At 70.2% G+C, this 15,409-nt stretch carries 11 protein-coding genes; all 11 read right to left on the minus strand.

The features are described from left to right. Window positions 1–31 precede the first annotated feature (31 nt). Window positions 32–2,173 carry a DNA helicase RecQ gene (gene recQ, locus ACZ9QC_RS16345; protein WP_472920781.1) on the minus strand — a complete coding sequence of 714 codons (2,142 nt, stop codon included), beginning with the start codon at window positions 2,171–2,173 and terminating at the stop codon, window positions 32–34. A 233-nt stretch (window positions 2,174–2,406) separates the two neighbouring features. After that, complete coding sequence (gene nuoN, locus ACZ9QC_RS16350; RefSeq protein ID WP_472920782.1) at window positions 2,407–4,056, minus strand: NADH-quinone oxidoreductase subunit NuoN; 1,650 nt, start codon at window positions 4,054–4,056, stop codon at window positions 2,407–2,409. Further along, the gene (locus tag ACZ9QC_RS16355) at window positions 4,053–5,624 is read right to left on the minus strand and encodes an NADH-quinone oxidoreductase subunit M (RefSeq protein WP_472920783.1); all 1,572 of its coding nucleotides are present in this window, start codon (window positions 5,622–5,624) and stop codon (window positions 4,053–4,055) included. Before ACZ9QC_RS16355 ends, nuoN begins: the two co-directional genes overlap by 4 nt. Window positions 5,625–5,629: 5 nt before the next feature. Then, entirely contained in the window at window positions 5,630–7,525 is a 1,896-nt protein-coding gene (gene nuoL / locus ACZ9QC_RS16360) for an NADH-quinone oxidoreductase subunit L (protein WP_472920784.1), read from the minus strand. 15 nt (window positions 7,526–7,540) lie between these two features. After that, on the minus strand, window positions 7,541–7,840 hold the full coding sequence (nuoK, locus tag ACZ9QC_RS16365) for an NADH-quinone oxidoreductase subunit NuoK (protein ID WP_230219476.1): 300 nt from the start codon (window positions 7,838–7,840) through the stop codon (window positions 7,541–7,543). Beyond that, a complete protein-coding gene (locus ACZ9QC_RS16370) occupies window positions 7,837–8,709 on the minus strand; it encodes an NADH-quinone oxidoreductase subunit J (protein WP_472920785.1) in 873 nt (290 codons plus the stop codon). The genes nuoK and ACZ9QC_RS16370 overlap by 4 nt, the downstream gene beginning before the upstream one ends. Next, window positions 8,706–9,347, minus strand: coding sequence for an NADH-quinone oxidoreductase subunit NuoI (nuoI, locus tag ACZ9QC_RS16375; protein ID WP_472920786.1), 642 nt, complete (start codon window positions 9,345–9,347; stop codon window positions 8,706–8,708). Before nuoI ends, ACZ9QC_RS16370 begins: the two co-directional genes overlap by 4 nt. After that, window positions 9,340–10,704, minus strand: coding sequence for an NADH-quinone oxidoreductase subunit NuoH (gene nuoH, locus ACZ9QC_RS16380; protein ID WP_472920787.1), 1,365 nt, complete (start codon window positions 10,702–10,704; stop codon window positions 9,340–9,342). Before nuoH ends, nuoI begins: the two co-directional genes overlap by 8 nt. After that, a complete protein-coding gene (locus ACZ9QC_RS16385) occupies window positions 10,701–13,205 on the minus strand; it encodes an NADH-quinone oxidoreductase subunit G (protein ID WP_472920788.1) in 2,505 nt (834 codons plus the stop codon). Before ACZ9QC_RS16385 ends, nuoH begins: the two co-directional genes overlap by 4 nt. Then, on the minus strand, window positions 13,202–14,557 hold the full coding sequence (gene nuoF, locus ACZ9QC_RS16390) for an NADH-quinone oxidoreductase subunit NuoF (RefSeq protein WP_472920789.1): 1,356 nt from the start codon (window positions 14,555–14,557) through the stop codon (window positions 13,202–13,204). Before nuoF ends, ACZ9QC_RS16385 begins: the two co-directional genes overlap by 4 nt. Beyond that, window positions 14,557–15,390, minus strand: a complete 834-nt coding sequence (nuoE, locus tag ACZ9QC_RS16395) for an NADH-quinone oxidoreductase subunit NuoE (RefSeq protein WP_472921708.1) — start codon at window positions 15,388–15,390, stop codon at window positions 14,557–14,559. Before nuoE ends, nuoF begins: the two co-directional genes overlap by 1 nt. Window positions 15,391–15,409: the final 19 nt, after the last annotated feature.

The following is a 15,409-nucleotide window of genomic DNA, read 5'->3' on the forward strand; positions in this document are numbered from 1 at the left end:
CCCCTCCCCTCACCGCCGTGTCGCGTGTCCCCTACGCCCAGTCGTCGAATTCGGGCTCCGGCTCGTCGTCAGGCCAGTCGAAGGCGTCCGCCTCCGTGGAGGAGCCGCGCGCCGCGCCCTGCGCCCCGCCGGAGGCGACGGCCGACTCCCCGTCCGCGGCCCTGGCCCCACTTCCGCTCGTGCCTCCGGCCCCAGCCGCGCCCGCGCTACCAGCCCCGGCCGTGGCCCCTGCCTCGGCTGTGGCTCCGGCTCCGGCTCCGCCCAGCGAGGCCAGCACCCCCAACACCCCCTCCCCGTACGTCGCCAGCTTCTTCTCGCCGATTCCGCTGATCGTGCCGAGCTCGGCGACGGACGCGGGCGCGGTGGCCGCGATCTCGCGGAGGGTGGCGTCGTGGAAGATGACGTAGGCGGGGACGCCCTGCTCGCGGGCCTGTTCGGCGCGCCAGGCGCGGAGGGCCTCGAAGACGGGGATCAGGTCGTCCGACAGTTCGACGGCCGCCGCCTTGGCCTTGCGCTCACCCCGGCCGGAGCCTGAGCCGCCCGAACCGCCGCCCGACGCCGCCCGCGAGGTCACCGGCTTCTTCGGTTCCTTGCGCAGCGGCACGTCCCGCTCGCGACGCAGCACCGCTCCGCTGTCCTCCGTGAGCACGAGCGTGCCGTACTCGCCCTCGACCGCGAGGAGCCCCTGGGCGAGCAACTGCCTTACTACGCCCCGCCATTCGCCCTCGCCGAGTTCCTCGCCGATGCCGAAGACGGAGAGCTGGTCGTGGTCGAACTGGATGACCTTCGCGGTCCGCCGCCCGAGCAGGATGTCGACGATCTGCACGGCGCCGAACTTCTGCCCGCGTTCGCGCTGGAGCCGCACCACCGTGGAGAGCACCTTCTGCGCGGCGACGGTGCCGTCCCAGGTCTCCGGTGGCAGGAGGCATGTGTCGCAGTTGCCGCAGCCTTCGGCCTGGGGTTCCTGGCCGAAGTACTGCAGGAGCTGGCCGCGCCGGCACTGCGCGGTCTCGCAGAGCGCCAGCATGGCGTCGAGGTGGCTGGCGGCCCGGCGGCGGAACGCCTCGTCGCCTTCGCTGCCCTGGATCATCTTGCGCTGCTGTATGACGTCGTTCAGGCCGTACGCCATCCAGGCCGTGGACGGCAGCCCGTCTCGGCCGGCGCGGCCGGTCTCCTGGTAGTAGCCCTCGACGGACTTCGGCAGGTCGAGGTGGGCGACGAACCGGACGTCGGGTTTGTCGATGCCCATGCCGAAGGCGATCGTGGCGACGACCACGAGCCCTTCCTCACGCAGGAACCGTGACTGGTGTGCCGCGCGGGTGCCCGCGTCGAGGCCCGCGTGGTACGGCACCGCCTCCACGCCGTTCTTGCTGAGGAACTCGGCGGTCCGCTCGACGGAGTTGCGGGAGAGGCAGTAGACGATGCCGGCGTCGCCCGGATGTTCCTGGCGCAGGAAGGACAGGAGCTGCTTCTTCGGGTCGGCCTTGGGCACGATGCGGTACTGGATGTTGGGCCGGTCGAAGCTGGCCTCGAAGTGCCTGGCCCGGGGCATGTCGAGCCGCTCGGTGATCTCGCGGTGCGTGGCGCGGGTGGCGGTGGCGGTGAGCGCGATGCGCGGCACGTCCGGCCAGCGTCGGCCCAGGAGGGAGAGGGAGAGGTAGTCGGGCCGGAAGTCGTGGCCCCACTGGGAGACGCAGTGTGCCTCGTCGATCGCGAAGACGGAGATCTTGCCGCGGCCCAGCAGATCGAGGGTGGCGTCGAGCCGCAGGCGCTCCGGCGCGAGGTAGAGGAGGTCCAGCTCGCCCGCGAGGAACTCCGCCTCGACCACCCGCCGCTCGTCGAAGTCCTGGGTGGAGTTGATGAACCCGGCGCGTACGCCGAGGGCCCGCAGGGCGTCCACCTGGTCCTGCATGAGCGCGATCAGCGGGGAGACCACGATGCCCGTGCCGGGCCTGACCAGGGACGGGATCTGGTAGCACAGGGACTTTCCGCCGCCGGTCGGCATGAGAACGACGGCGTCGCCGCCCGCGACCACGTGCTCGATGACCGCTTCCTGCTCGCCCCGGAAGGCGTCGTATCCGAAGACCCGGTGGAGCACGGCCAGCGCCTCGCTGTCCGACCCGGTCGTCCTGTCCTCGTCCGCCATCACACTCGTCCCGCCCGTCCCGATCATGGCCCGCCCGCCGCACCCTTGCGTCCTGTGCCGTCCGTGGTTCCTCCAGCCCTTGCCACGATAGGCGCCCGCACCGACAGCCTCAGAGTTATCCACAGGCTCCACCCGTGCGAGGCCGTATTCGACCGCGCCACCGCTCGCTCATATGTACGACAGCGACGGGCCCGGCCCCCTGGAGGAGACCGGGCCCGTCGCACGAACCGTGGCCGAGCGCGCCGCGCCGGGGCGGAGCCTCAGCGCACGAACACTCCCGCCTGCCCCGCCAGGTCCAGGAAGTACTGCGGTGCGACGCCGAGCACCAGGGTGACGGCGACGCCGACCGCGATCGCGGTCATGGTCAGCGGTGACGGCACGGCGACCGTCGGCCCCTCGGGGCGGGGCTCGCTGAAGAACATGAGCACGATGACGCGGATGTAGAAGAACGCGGCGATGGCCGAGGAGATCACACCGACCACGACGATCGCGCCCGCGCCGCCTTCGGCGGCCGCCTTGAACACGGCGAACTTGCCCGCGAACCCGGAGGTCAGCGGGATGCCCGCGAAGGCCAGCAGGAAGACCGCGAACACGGCCGCCACCAGCGGGGACCTGCGGCCGAGCCCGGCCCACTTGGACAGGTGCGTGGCCTCGCCGCCCGCGTCGCGCACCAGCGTGACCACGGCGAACGCGCCGATGGTCACGAAGGAGTAGGCGCCGAGGTAGAACAGCACGGACGAGACGCCGTCGGGCGAGGCCGCGATGACACCGGCGAGGATGAAGCCGGCGTGCGCGATCGACGAGTAGGCGAGCAGGCGCTTGATGTCGGTCTGGGTGATGGCCACGATCGCGCCGCCCAGCATGGTGACGATGGCGACGGCCCACATGACTGGCCGCCAGTCCCAGCGCAGGCCGGGCAGCACGACGTACAGGAGCCGGAGCAGCGCGCCGAAGGCGGCCACCTTGGTCGCGGCGGCCATGAAGCCGGTGACCGGGGTGGGGGCGCCCTGGTAGACGTCCGGGGTCCACATGTGGAACGGCACCGCGCCGACCTTGAACAGCAGGCCCATGACGAGCATCGCGGCGCCGATGAGCAGCAGCGCGTCGTTGCCCATGGTGTCGGCGAGGGCGGGGTTGATGTCGCCGATGGTGCCGTCGACGACCTGGGCGATCGTCGCGTACTTCACCGAGCCCGCGTAGCCGTAGAGCAGGGCGATGCCGAAGAGGGTGAAGGCGGAGGCGAAGGCGCCGAGGAGGAAGTACTTGACGGCGGCCTCCTGCGACATGAGCCGCTTGCGGCGGGCCACGGCGCACAGCAGGTACAGCGGGAGGGAGAAGACCTCCAGGGCGATGAAGAGGGTCAGCAGGTCGTTGGCCGCCGGGAAGATCAGCATGCCGCCGATCGCGAAGAGCAGCAGCGGGAAGACCTCGGTGGTGGTGAACCCGGCCCTGACGGCGGCCTTCTCGCTGTCGCTGCCGGGCACGGAGGCGGCCTGGGCGGCGAAGGAGTCGACCTTGTTGCCGTGGGTCTCGGGGTCGAGGCGGCGTTCGGCGAAGGTGAAGACGCCGAGGACGCCGGCGAGGAGGATCGTGCCCTGGAGGAACAGGGCCGGTCCGTCCACGGCGATGGCGCCCATGGCCGCGATGCCGGCCTTCGTGGTGCCGTATCCGCCCGCCGCGAGGGCGACGACCGCCGCGAAGGACGCCGCGAGGGCGACCACGGAGACGAACACCTGGACGTGGTAACGGGACTTGCGCGGGACGAAGGCCTCGACCAGCACCCCGATGATCGCCGCACCGATGACGATCAGGGTGGGCGACAATTGCCCGTATTCGATCTTCGGCGCGTCGATCTTGGTGATCGGGTCGGCCGCGGTTGTCCACAGGCTGTGGACGGCTGATGCGCTCACTTGGCCGCCTCCACCTCGGGCTGGGGGTCCTTCTTCTGGACGTCGGACATGGTGTGCTCGACCGCCGGGTTGACGATGTCGGTGAGCGGCTTCGGGAAGACACCCAGGAAGATCAGCAGCGCGACCAGCGGGGCGACGACCACGAGCTCGCGCACCCTCAGGTCGGGCATCCCCTCGACCTCGGCCTTCACCGGGCCCGTCATCGTCCGCTGGTAGAGGACGAGGGTGTAGAGCGCGGCGAGGACGATGCCGACGGTGGCGATGATCCCGACCACCGGGTAGCGCGCGAACGTGCCGACCAGGACCAGGAACTCACTGACGAACGGGGCCAGTCCGGGCAGCGACAGCGTCGCGAGACCACCGATCAGGAAGGTGCCGGCGAGCACCGGCGCGACCTTCTGCACCCCGCCGTAGTCGGCGATGAGCCGGGAGCCGCGCCGGGAGATCAGGAATCCGGCGACCAGCATCAGGGCGGCGGTCGAGATGCCGTGGTTGACCATGTAGAGCGTCGCGCCGGACTGGCCCTGGCTGGTCATCGCGAAGATGCCCAGGATGATGAAGCCGAAGTGCGAGATCGACGCGTACGCCACCAGCCGCTTGATGTCGCGCTGGCCGACGGCGAGCAGCGCCCCGTAGATGATGCTGATCAGCGCCAGGACGAGGATCACGGGCGTCGCCCACGTGCTGGCCTCGGGGAAGAGTCCGAGGCAGAAGCGGAGCATCGCGAAGGTGCCGACCTTGTCGACGACGGCCGTGATGAGGACGGCGACCGGGGCGGTGGACTCCTGCATGGCGTTGGGCAGCCAGGTGTGCAGCGGCCACAGCGGCGCCTTCACCGCGAACGCGAAGAAGAAGCCGAGGAACAGCCACCGTTCGGTGCTGGTCGCCATCTCCAGCGTGCCGTTGGCACGGGCCTCGGCGATCTGCGGGAGCGAGAAGTTCCCGGCGACCACGTACAGGCCGATGACCGCGGCCAGCATGATCAGACCGCCGACCAGGTTGTAGAGGAGGAACTTCACGGCGGCGTACGAGCGCTGCGTGGCCGCCGTCTCCTCGCCGTGCTGGTGGGCACGGTCGCCGAAGCCGCCGATGAGGAAGTACATCGGGATGAGCATGGCTTCGAAGAAGATGTAGAAGAGGAAGACGTCGGTGGCCTCGAAGGAGATGATCACCATCGCCTCGACGGCCAGAACGAGAGCGAAGTAGCCCTGAGTCGGTCGCCACCGCTTGCTACCCGTCTCCACGGGGTCCGCGTCGTGCCAGCCCGCGAGGATGATGAACGGGATCAGCAGGGCGGTGAGCCCGATCAGCGCCACCGCGATGCCGTCGACGCCCAGTTCGTAGCGCACCCCGAAGTCCGCGATCCAGGCGTGGGACTCGGTGAGCTGGTACCGGTCGCCGCCGGGGTCGAAGCGGAACGCGACGATCGCGGCGAGCACCAGCGTGCCCAGCGAGACGGTCAGCGCCAGCAGTTTCGCGGCGTTGCGCCGCTGGGCCGGGACGGCGGCCGTGGCGATCGCCCCGAGGGCCGGGAGCGCCGCCGTCGCTGTCAGCAGAGGAAAGGACATCGGTATCAGACCGCCCTCATCAGCAGGGTCGCGGCGATGAGGATCGCAGCGCCGCCGAACATCGAGACCGCGTACGACCGGGCATAGCCGTTCTGGATCCGGCGCAGCCGCCCGGAGAGGCCGCCCATCGAGGCCGCCGTGCCGTTGACGACGCCGTCGACCAGGGTGTGGTCGACGTAGACGAGGGAGCGCGTGAGGTGCTCTCCGCCGCGGACGAGGACGACGTGGTTGAAGTCGTCCTGGAGGAGGTCGCGCCGGGCGGCCCGGGTGAGCAGCGATCCGCGCGGGGCGACGACGGGGACGGGCCTGCGCCCGTACTGGAGCCAGGCGAGGCCGACGCCGATGACCATCACGGCGACCGTGGAGATCGTCACCGTCAGGGCGCTGATCGGCGGGTGGCCGTGCGTGTGGCCGGTGACGGGCTCCAGCCAGTGGATGAACCGGTCGCCGATGCTGAAGTAGGCACCGCCGAAGACCGATCCGACGGCCAGGACGATCATGGGGATCGTCATGATCTTGGGGGACTCGTGCGGGTGCGGTTCATGGCCGTGCTCGTCGGGCTGCCAGCGCTTCTCGCCGAAGAACGTCATCAGCATCACGCGCGTCATGTAGAACGCGGTGATGGCCGCGCCCAGCAGGGCCACGCCGCCGAGGATCCAGCCCTCGGTGCCGCCCTTGGCGAAGGCCGCCTCGATGATCTTGTCCTTGGAGAAGAAGCCGGACAGCCCGGGGAAGCCGATGATGGCGAGGTAGCCGAGGCCGAAGGTGACGAAGGTGACCGGCATGTACTTCCTGAGGCCGCCGTACTTGCGCATGTCGACCTCGTCGTTCATGCCGTGCATGACCGAGCCCGCGCCGAGGAAGAGACCGGCCTTGAAGAAGCCGTGCGTCACCAGGTGCATGATCGCGAAGACGTAGCCGATGGGGCCGAGCCCGGCGGCCAGCACCATGTACCCGATCTGCGACATCGTCGAGCCGGCGAGGGCCTTCTTGATGTCGTCCTTCGCGCAACCGACGATCGCACCGAAGAGGAGCGTGACCGCGCCGACGACGGTGGTGACGAGCTGTGCGTCCGGGGCGGCGTTGAAGATGTTCGCGGAGCGGACGATCAGGTAGACACCGGCGGTGACCATGGTCGCGGCGTGGATGAGGGCGGAGACCGGGGTCGGGCCCTCCATCGCGTCCCCGAGCCAGGACTGCAGCGGCACCTGGGCGGACTTGCCGCACGCGGCGAGCAGCAGCATCAGGGCGATCGCGGTGAGCGTGCCCTCACTGGTCTCGCCGACGGCCCCCAGGACCGGCCCGAAGGCGAAGGTCCCGAAGGTGGTGAACATCAGCATGATGGCGATGGACAGCCCGACGTCGCCGACGCGGTTGACCAGGAAGGCCTTCTTCGCGGCGGTGGCGGCGCTGGGCTTGTGCTGCCAGAAGCCGATCAGCAAGTAGGAGGCGAGGCCGACGCCCTCCCAGCCGACGTACAGCAACAGGTAGTTGTCGGCGAGGACCAGCAGCAGCATCGCCGCGAGGAACAGGTTCAGATAGCCGAAGAAGCGGCGTCGGCGCTCGTCGTGCTCCATGTACCCGATGGAGTACACGTGGATGAGCGAGCCGACTCCGGTGATCAGCAGCACGAACGTCATCGACAACTGGTCGAGCTGGAAGGCGACGTCGGCCTGGAAGCCTTCGACGGGGATCCAGCTGAACAGGTACTGACCGATCTCGCGGTGTTCGGCGTCCTTGCCGAGCATGTCGGCGAAGAGGACCACGCCGACGACGAAGGAGGCCGCGGCGAGGGCCGTGCCGATCCAGTGGCCGACGGCGTCGAGGCGCCGGCCACCGCACAGCAGGACGGCGGCTCCGAGCAGGGGCGCCGCGACCAGCAGCGCAATCAGGTTCTCCACGATTCTTCCGACCCCTTACAGCTTCATCAGGCTGGCGTCGTCGACCGAGGCCGAGTGGCGGGACCGGAACAGCGACACGATGATCGCGAGTCCGACCACGACCTCCGCGGCGGCGACGACCATCGTGAAGAAGGCGATGATCTGGCCGTCGAGATTGCCGTGCATGCGGGCGAAGGCGACGAGGGCGAGGTTGCAGGCGTTGAGCATCAGCTCGACGCACATGAACACCACGATCGCGTTCCGCCTGATCAGGACGCCGGTGGCGCCGATCGTGAACAGCAGGGCGGCGAGGTACAGGTAGTTGACGGGATTCACTTCGCTGCCTCCCCGTTCTTCCCGCTGGTGCCGCTGTCGCGGCCGTTGCCTCCGTTGCCGCCGCTTCCGCTGTGCGAGCGCTCCAGGCGGTCCTCGGCGCGCTGTTCCAGTGCCTTGAGGTCGTTGAGCGCCTCGGTCGACACGTCTCGGATCTGGCCCCGGTCGCGCAGCGTCTTGCTGACGGTCAGCTCGGACGGGGTGCCGTCGGGCAGCAGGCCCGCGATGTCCACCGCGTTGTGCCGGGCGTAGACGCCGGGCGCCGGCAGCGGCGGGAGGTGCTTGCCCTCGCGGACACGCTGCTCGGCGAGCTCGCGCTGGGTCTTGGCGCGCTCGGTGCGCTCGCGGTGGGTGAGGACCATGGCGCCGACGGCGGCCGTGATGAGGAGGGCGCCGGTGAGCTCGAAGGCGAACACGTAGTCGGTGAAGATCAGGGCCGCGAGGCCCTCCACGTTGCCGCCCGCGTTCGCCGTGCCGAGGCCGTTGAACTCCGTCAGCGAGGCGTTGCCGATGCCCGCGATCAGCAGGATGCCGAAGCCGAGGCCGCACAGCAGGGCCAGCCAGCGCTGGCCCTTGATGGTCTCCTTCAGGGAGTCCGCCGCGGTGACGCCGACGAGCATCACCACGAACAGGAACAGCATCATGATCGCGCCGGTGTAGACGACGATCTGCACGACGCCCAGGAAGTAGGCGCCGTTGGCCAGGTAGAACACGGCCAGGATGATCATGGTGCCGGCGAGGCAGAGGGCGCTGTGCACGGCCTTCTTCATGAACACGGTGCACAGGGCGCCGATCACGGCGATCGTGCCGAGCACCCAGAACTGGAAGGCCTCACCGGTGGAGGTGGTGTAGGCGGCGAGGTGCTGCGTCATCGGCGGATCACCTTCTCCGACGCCGGCTCGTCCGCACCGGTGGTGGAGGCCGCGTCCTGCGGCTTCTCGCCCTCGGAGGTGGCCACCTGACGCTCCGTACCGGGCGCGGCCTCGGTGACCAGGCCCCGGTAGTAGTCCTGTTCGTCGGTGCCCGGGTAGATCGCGTGCGGCGAGTCCACCATGCCCTCTTCCAGACCCGCGAGCAGCTGCTCCTTGGTGTAGATGAGGTTGGCGCGGCTGGAGTCGGCCAACTCGAACTCGTTGGTCATCGTGAGCGCGCGCGTGGGGCACGCCTCGATGCACAGGCCGCAGAGGATGCAGCGGGCGTAGTTGATCTGGTAGACGCGGCCGTACCGCTCGCCCGGGGAGTAGCGCTCCTCGTCCGTGTTGTCGGCGCCCTCGACGTAGATGGCGTCGGCGGGACACGCCCAGGCGCACAGTTCGCAGCCGACGCACTTCTCCAGGCCGTCCGGATGGCGGTTGAGCTGGTGCCTGCCGTGGAACCGCGGGGCCGTGGTCTTCGGCTGCTCCGGATACTGCTCGGTCAGCCGCTTCTTGAACATGGCCTTGAAGGTCACGCCGAAGCCGGCGACGGGGTTCTGGAACCCCTGCTTGTTCTCTTTCGGCTCCTCAGCCATCGGACGCCTCCCTCCCATTCGAAGATCCGTCACTCTCAGTATCGGACCCACCACTGACAATCAGCTCCCGCTCCCGGCGCGGGCGCCTGCGCGGCACCGGTGGGAGGGTCTGTCCGGGCAGGGGCGGTACGGGGAACCCGCCGGCCATCGGGTCGAAGCCGGCCGGTTCGGCGGGCTTGTCCTGTGCCTCGCGCCGGTCGCGGAACATGTCGGCGACGACGGACAGCAGGAACAGGACGATGACGGCGCCGGCGACGTACAGCGCGATCTCGGCGAAGTCGTAGTTCTCGTTCCGGAGGGTCCGCACGGTCGCGACGAGCATCAGCCAGACCACGGAGACCGGCAGGAGGACCTTCCAGCCGAGCTTCATCAGCTGGTCGTAGCGGACGCGCGGGAGGGTGCCGCGCAGCCAGATGAAGAAGAACAGCAGCAGCTGCACCTTCACCACGAACCAGAGCATCGGCCACCAGCCGTGGTTGGCGCCCTCCCAGAAGGTGCTGATGGGGTAGGGGGCCCGCCAGCCGCCGAGGAACAGTGTCACCGACACGGCGGAGACGGTCACCATGTTGACGTACTCGGCGAGCATGAACATCGCGAACTTGATCGACGAGTACTCGGTGTTGAAGCCGCCGACCAGGTCGCCTTCGGACTCCGGCATGTCCAGGGGGGCGCGGTTGGTCTCACCGACCATGGTCACGATGTAGATCACGAAGGAGACCGGCAGCAGCACGATGTACCAGCGGTCCTGCTGCGCCTCCACGATCGCGGAGGTCGACATCGACCCCGAGTAGAGGAAGACGGAGGCGAACGCGGCGCCCATGGCGATCTCGTACGAGATCATCTGCGCGCAGGCGCGGAGACCGCCCAGCAGCGGGTAGGTGGAGCCGGAGCTCCAGCCCGCCAGGACGATGCCGTAGATGCCGACCGAGGCGACGGCGAGGATGTACAGCATCGCGATCGGCAGATCGGTGAGCTGCATCGTGGTGCGCTGGCCGAAGATCGAGATCTCGTTGCCGGCGGGCCCGAAGGGGATCACCGCGATCGCCATGAAGGCCGGGATGGCCGCGACGATCGGCGCGAGGACGTAGACGACCTTGTCCGCGCGTTTGACGATGACGTCTTCCTTGAGCATCAGCTTGATGCCGTCGGCGAGCGACTGGAGCATGCCCCAGGGGCCGTGCCGGTTGGGGCCGATGCGCAGCTGCATCCAGGCGACGACCTTGCGCTCCCACACGATGGAGAACAGCACGGTGATCATCAGGAAGGCGAAGCAGAACACCGCCTTGACGACGACCAGCCACCAGGGGTCGCGGCCGAACATCGAGAGGTCTTCCGCGGCGAGGTACATCGGGCTCACGCCTCCACCTCCTCGGGGGCCTCGGCGGCGAGCGTCGCGGCGCCGATACGGACGAGTGCGCCGGGCAGCGCCCCGGTGTCGGAGGCGACGCCCGAGCCGGTGGAGTTCAGCGGCAGCCAGACGACGCGGTCGGGCATCTCGGCGATCAGCAGCGGCAGTTCCACGACCCCGGCGGGGCCGCTGACCGCGAGGAGGTCGCCGTTCTTGATGCCCGCCTCGGCGGCCGTGGCGGCCGACACGCGCGCGTGGGCGGCGTGCCGGGTCCCGGCCAGCGCCTCGTCGCCGTCCTGGAGGCGGCCCTGGTCGAGCAGCAGCCGGTGTCCGGCGAGGACGGCCTCCCCGGCGGCCGGACGCGGCAGCGCGGCCCCGACCTCCACCGGCTCGTTGGCCCGCGCCCCGTTCCAGCCCCCGAGGCGGTCCAGCTCCGCGCGCGTGGTGCGCAGGTCCGGCAGCCCGAGGTGGACGTCCATGGCGTCGGCGAGCATCTGCAGGACGCGTCCGTCGGTGGGTGCCACCCGGCGGGTCATCTGGTCGGGCTTCAGCGCGGCTTCGAACATCCGCACCCGGCCCTCCCAGTTGACGAAGGTGCCCGCCTTCTCGGCGACGGCCGCGACCGGCAGGACGACGTCCGCGCGGTCGGTGACCTCGCTGGGCCGCAGTTCCAGTGAGACCAGGAAGCCCACCGCGGACAGCGCCTCGCGCGCGCGTGCCGGGTCGGGCAGATCGCCGACTTCCACACCCGCCACCACCAGGGCCCCGAGCTCTCCGGTGGCGGCGGCCTCGACGATCTGCCCGGTGTCCCGGCCGTAGCGCGCGGGGAGTTCGGCGACGCCCCAGGCGGCGGCGACCTCCTCCCGTGCGCGCGGGTCGGTGGCCGGACGTCCTCCCGGCAGCACGGAGGGCAGCGCGCCCGCCTCGACGGCGGCGCGCTCCCCGGCCCGGCGCGGGATCCACACCAGCTTCGCGCCGGTCAGCGACGCGGCGCGGACGGCGGCGGTGAGCCCGCCCGCGACGCCCGCGAGGCGCTCCCCGACGACGATCACGGCGCCCTCGGTGCGCAGCGCCTCGGCGGCCTTGGTGCCGTCGTCGTCGAGGCCGAAGCCGCTCGCGAGGGCGTCCAGCCACTCGGTCTCGGTGCCGGGCGCGGCGGGCAGCAGCGTGCCGCCGGCCTTCTCCAGGCCCCGGGTGGCGTGCGTGGCCAGCGAGTACACCCGCTGCTTGTGCTTGCGCCAGGCCTTGCGCAGCCTCAGGAAGACGCCGGGCGCCTCCTCCTCGGCCTCGAACCCGACCAGCAGGACCGCGGGCGCCTTCTCCAGCGAGGTGTACGTGACGCCCGTGCCGTCGAGGTCGCGGCCGCGGCCGGCGACCCGGGCGGCCAGGAAGTCGGCCTCCTCGCCGCTGTGCACGCGCGCGCGGAAGTCGATGTCGTTGGTGTCGAGCGCCACGCGCGCGAACTTGCTGTACGCGTAGGCGTCCTCGACGGTGAGCCGGCCGCCGGTGAGGACACCGGCCCTGCCGCGCGCGGCGAGCAGGCCCCGGGCGGCGACCTCCAGGGCCTCCGGCCAGGACGCGGGCTCCAGGACACCGTCGGCGTTGCGGACGAGCGGGGTGGTGAGCCGGTCGGGTCGCTGCGCGTACCGGAACGCGAAGCGGCCCTTGTCGCAGATCCACTCCTCGTTGACCTCGGGGTCGTCGGCCGCGAGGCGGCGCATGACCTTGCCGCGCCGGTGGTCGGTGCGGGTGGCGCAGCCGCCGGAGCAGTGCTCGCAGACGGACGGCGAGGAGACCAGGTCGAAGGGGCGGGAGCGGAATCGGTACGCCGCCGAGGTCAGCGCGCCGACGGGGCAGATCTGGATGGTGTTGCCGGAGAAGTACGACTCGAAGGGGTCGCCCTCGCCGGTGCCGACCTGCTGCAGCGCGCCCCGCTCGATCAGCTCGATCATCGGGTCGCCGGCGACCTGGTTGGAGAACCGGGTGCAGCGGGCGCACAGCACGCACCGCTCGCGGTCGAGCAGGACCTGCGTGGAGATCGGCACGGGCTTCTCGTACGTCCGCTTGCGGCCCTCGAAGCGGGACTCGGAGTGGCCGTGCGACATGGCCTGGTTCTGCAGCGGGCACTCGCCGCCCTTGTCGCAGACGGGGCAGTCCAGCGGGTGGTTGATGAGCAGGAGCTCCATCACACCCTTCTGGGCCTTCTCCGCGACCGGGGAGGTGAGGTGAGTCTTGACGACCATCCCGTCCGTACAGGTGATCGTGCAGGACGCCATGGGCTTGCGCTGGCCCTCGACCTCGACGATGCACTGGCGGCAGGCGCCGGCCGGGTCGAGGAGGGGGTGGTCGCAGAAGCGGGGGATCTCGATGCCGAGCTGTTCGGCGGCCCGGATGACCAGGGTGCCCTTGGGCACGCTGATGTCGACGCCGTCGATGGTCAGCGAGACGAGATCTTCCGGCGGGACCGCCGCCTCCCCGCTCCCGGAGGGAGCGCCGGTGGTCACGGTCATGCGTTCACCTCCGCGTGCTTGTCCTTGTCGGCCCAGGCCGTCGACCTGGCCGGGTCGAAGGGGCAGCCCCGGCCCGTGATGTGGTCCTCGTACTCCGCGCGGAAGTACTTGAGTGAGGAGAAGATCGGCGAGGCGGCGCCGTCGCCGAGGGCGCAGAAGGACTTGCCGTTGATGTTGTCGGCGATGTCGTTCAGCTTGTCGAGGTCGCTCATGACGCCCTTGCCGGCCTCGATGTCACGCAGCAACTGGACCAGCCAGTAGGTGCCTTCGCGGCAGGGGGTGCACTTGCCGCAGGACTCGTGGGCGTAGAACTCGGTCCAGCGGGTGACGGCCCGGACGACGCAGGTGGTCTCGTCGAAGCACTGGAGCGCCTTGGTGCCGAGCATGGAACCCGCGGCGCCCACTCCCTCGTAGTCGAGGGGGACGTCGAGGTGCTCGTCGGTGAACATCGGGGTGGAGGAGCCGCCCGGCGTCCAGAACTTGAGGCGGTGTCCGGGTCGCATGCCGCCGCTCATCTCCAGGAGTTGGCGGAGCGTGATGCCGAGCGGGGCCTCGTACTGGCCGGGGGAGGCGACATGGCCGCTGAGCGAGTAGAGCGTGAAGCCGGGGGACTTCTCGCTGCCCATCGACCTGAACCATTCCTTGCCCCGGTGCAGGATGGCGGGAACCGACGCGATCGATTCGACGTTGTTCACGACAGTCGGGCACGCGTAGAGGCCCTCGACAGCCGGGAAGGGGGGACGCAGCCGCGGTTGACCACGGCGGCCTTCGAGCGAGTCGAGCAGCGCGGTCTCCTCACCGCAGATGTACGCGCCGGCGCCCGCGTGCACGGTGATGTCGAGGTCGAGTCCGCTGCCGAGGATGTTCTCGCCGAGGTAGCCCGCCTCGTAGGCCTCGCGGACGGCCTCGTGCAACCGCCGCAGGACGGGGACGACCTCACCCCGCAGATAGATGAAGGCGTGCGAGGACCGGATGGCGTAGCACGCGATGATCATGCCCTCGATGAGGCTGTGCGGGTTCGCGAAGAGGAGCGGAATGTCCTTGCACGTTCCGGGCTCCGACTCGTCGGCGTTGACAACGAGATAGTGCGGCTTCCCGTCGCCCTGGGGGATGAACTGCCATTTCATCCCGGTCGGGAACCCGGCGCCGCCACGGCCGCGCAGTCCCGACTCCTTGACGTACGCGATGACGTCGTCCGGTGTCATGGCCAGCGCCTTGCGCAGTCCCTCGTAGCCGTCGTGCCTGCGGTAGACGTCGAGCGTCCAGGGCCTGTCCTCGTCCCAGAAGGACGACAGCACCGGTGCGAGCAGCTTCTCCGGGCTGCTGCCCTTGATCTCGGGTGCCAATGTCATCACTCCCCCTCCTCGGCGGCGGGCCCTGCCGGGTGGGCCGGGTCGGAGGCCGATGTCTCCTGTGGCGCGTCGTGCGAGCTGAGGTGTTCGGTCGGCGACGGCTTGTGCACCTTGCGGTCCTGCGGCTCGTCGTGGGGGCCGCCGTCCCGCGGGTGGACCACGCGCGCGGGTCCGGCCTCTCCCTTGGCCAGGCGCAGGCCGACCAGCGACGCGGGGCCCGCGCCGCCGCTCGCCTCGACGGCACCGGGCCGCTCGTCGGGGAAGCCGGCGAGGATCCGGGCGGTGTCCTTGAAGGTGCACAGCGGCGCCCCGCGCGTGGGCCGGACCTCGGCGCCCTCGCGCAGGTCGTCGACGAGTCGCTTGGCGCTGTCGACGGTCTGGTTGTCGAAGAACTCCCAGTTGACCATCACGACCGGAGCGAAGTCGCAGGCCGCGTTGCACTCGATGTGCTCCAGGGTGACCTTGCCGTCGTCGGTGGTCTCCCCGTTGCCGACCCCCAGGTGCTCCTGCAGCGCCTCGAAGATCGCGTCGCCGCCCATCACCGCGCACAGGGTGTTGGTGCAGACTCCCACCTGGTAGTCGCCGGAGGGGCCCCGCCGGTACATGGAGTAGAAGGTGGCGACGGCGGTGACCTCGGCCGTGGTCAGGCCGAGCACCTCGGCGCAGAACCGCATGCCGGTGCGGGTGACATGGCCCTCCTCCGACTGCACGAGGTGCAGCAGCGGCAGCAGGGCGGACCGGGAGTCCGGGTAGCGGGCGACGACGGCCGCCGCGTCCCGCTCCAGCCGGGCCCGAACGTCGTCCGGGTAGTCGGGCGCGGGCAGTTGGGGCATGCCCAGGCTGACGCCCTCG

This window comes from Streptomyces sp. HUAS MS02, from assembly GCF_055702265.1.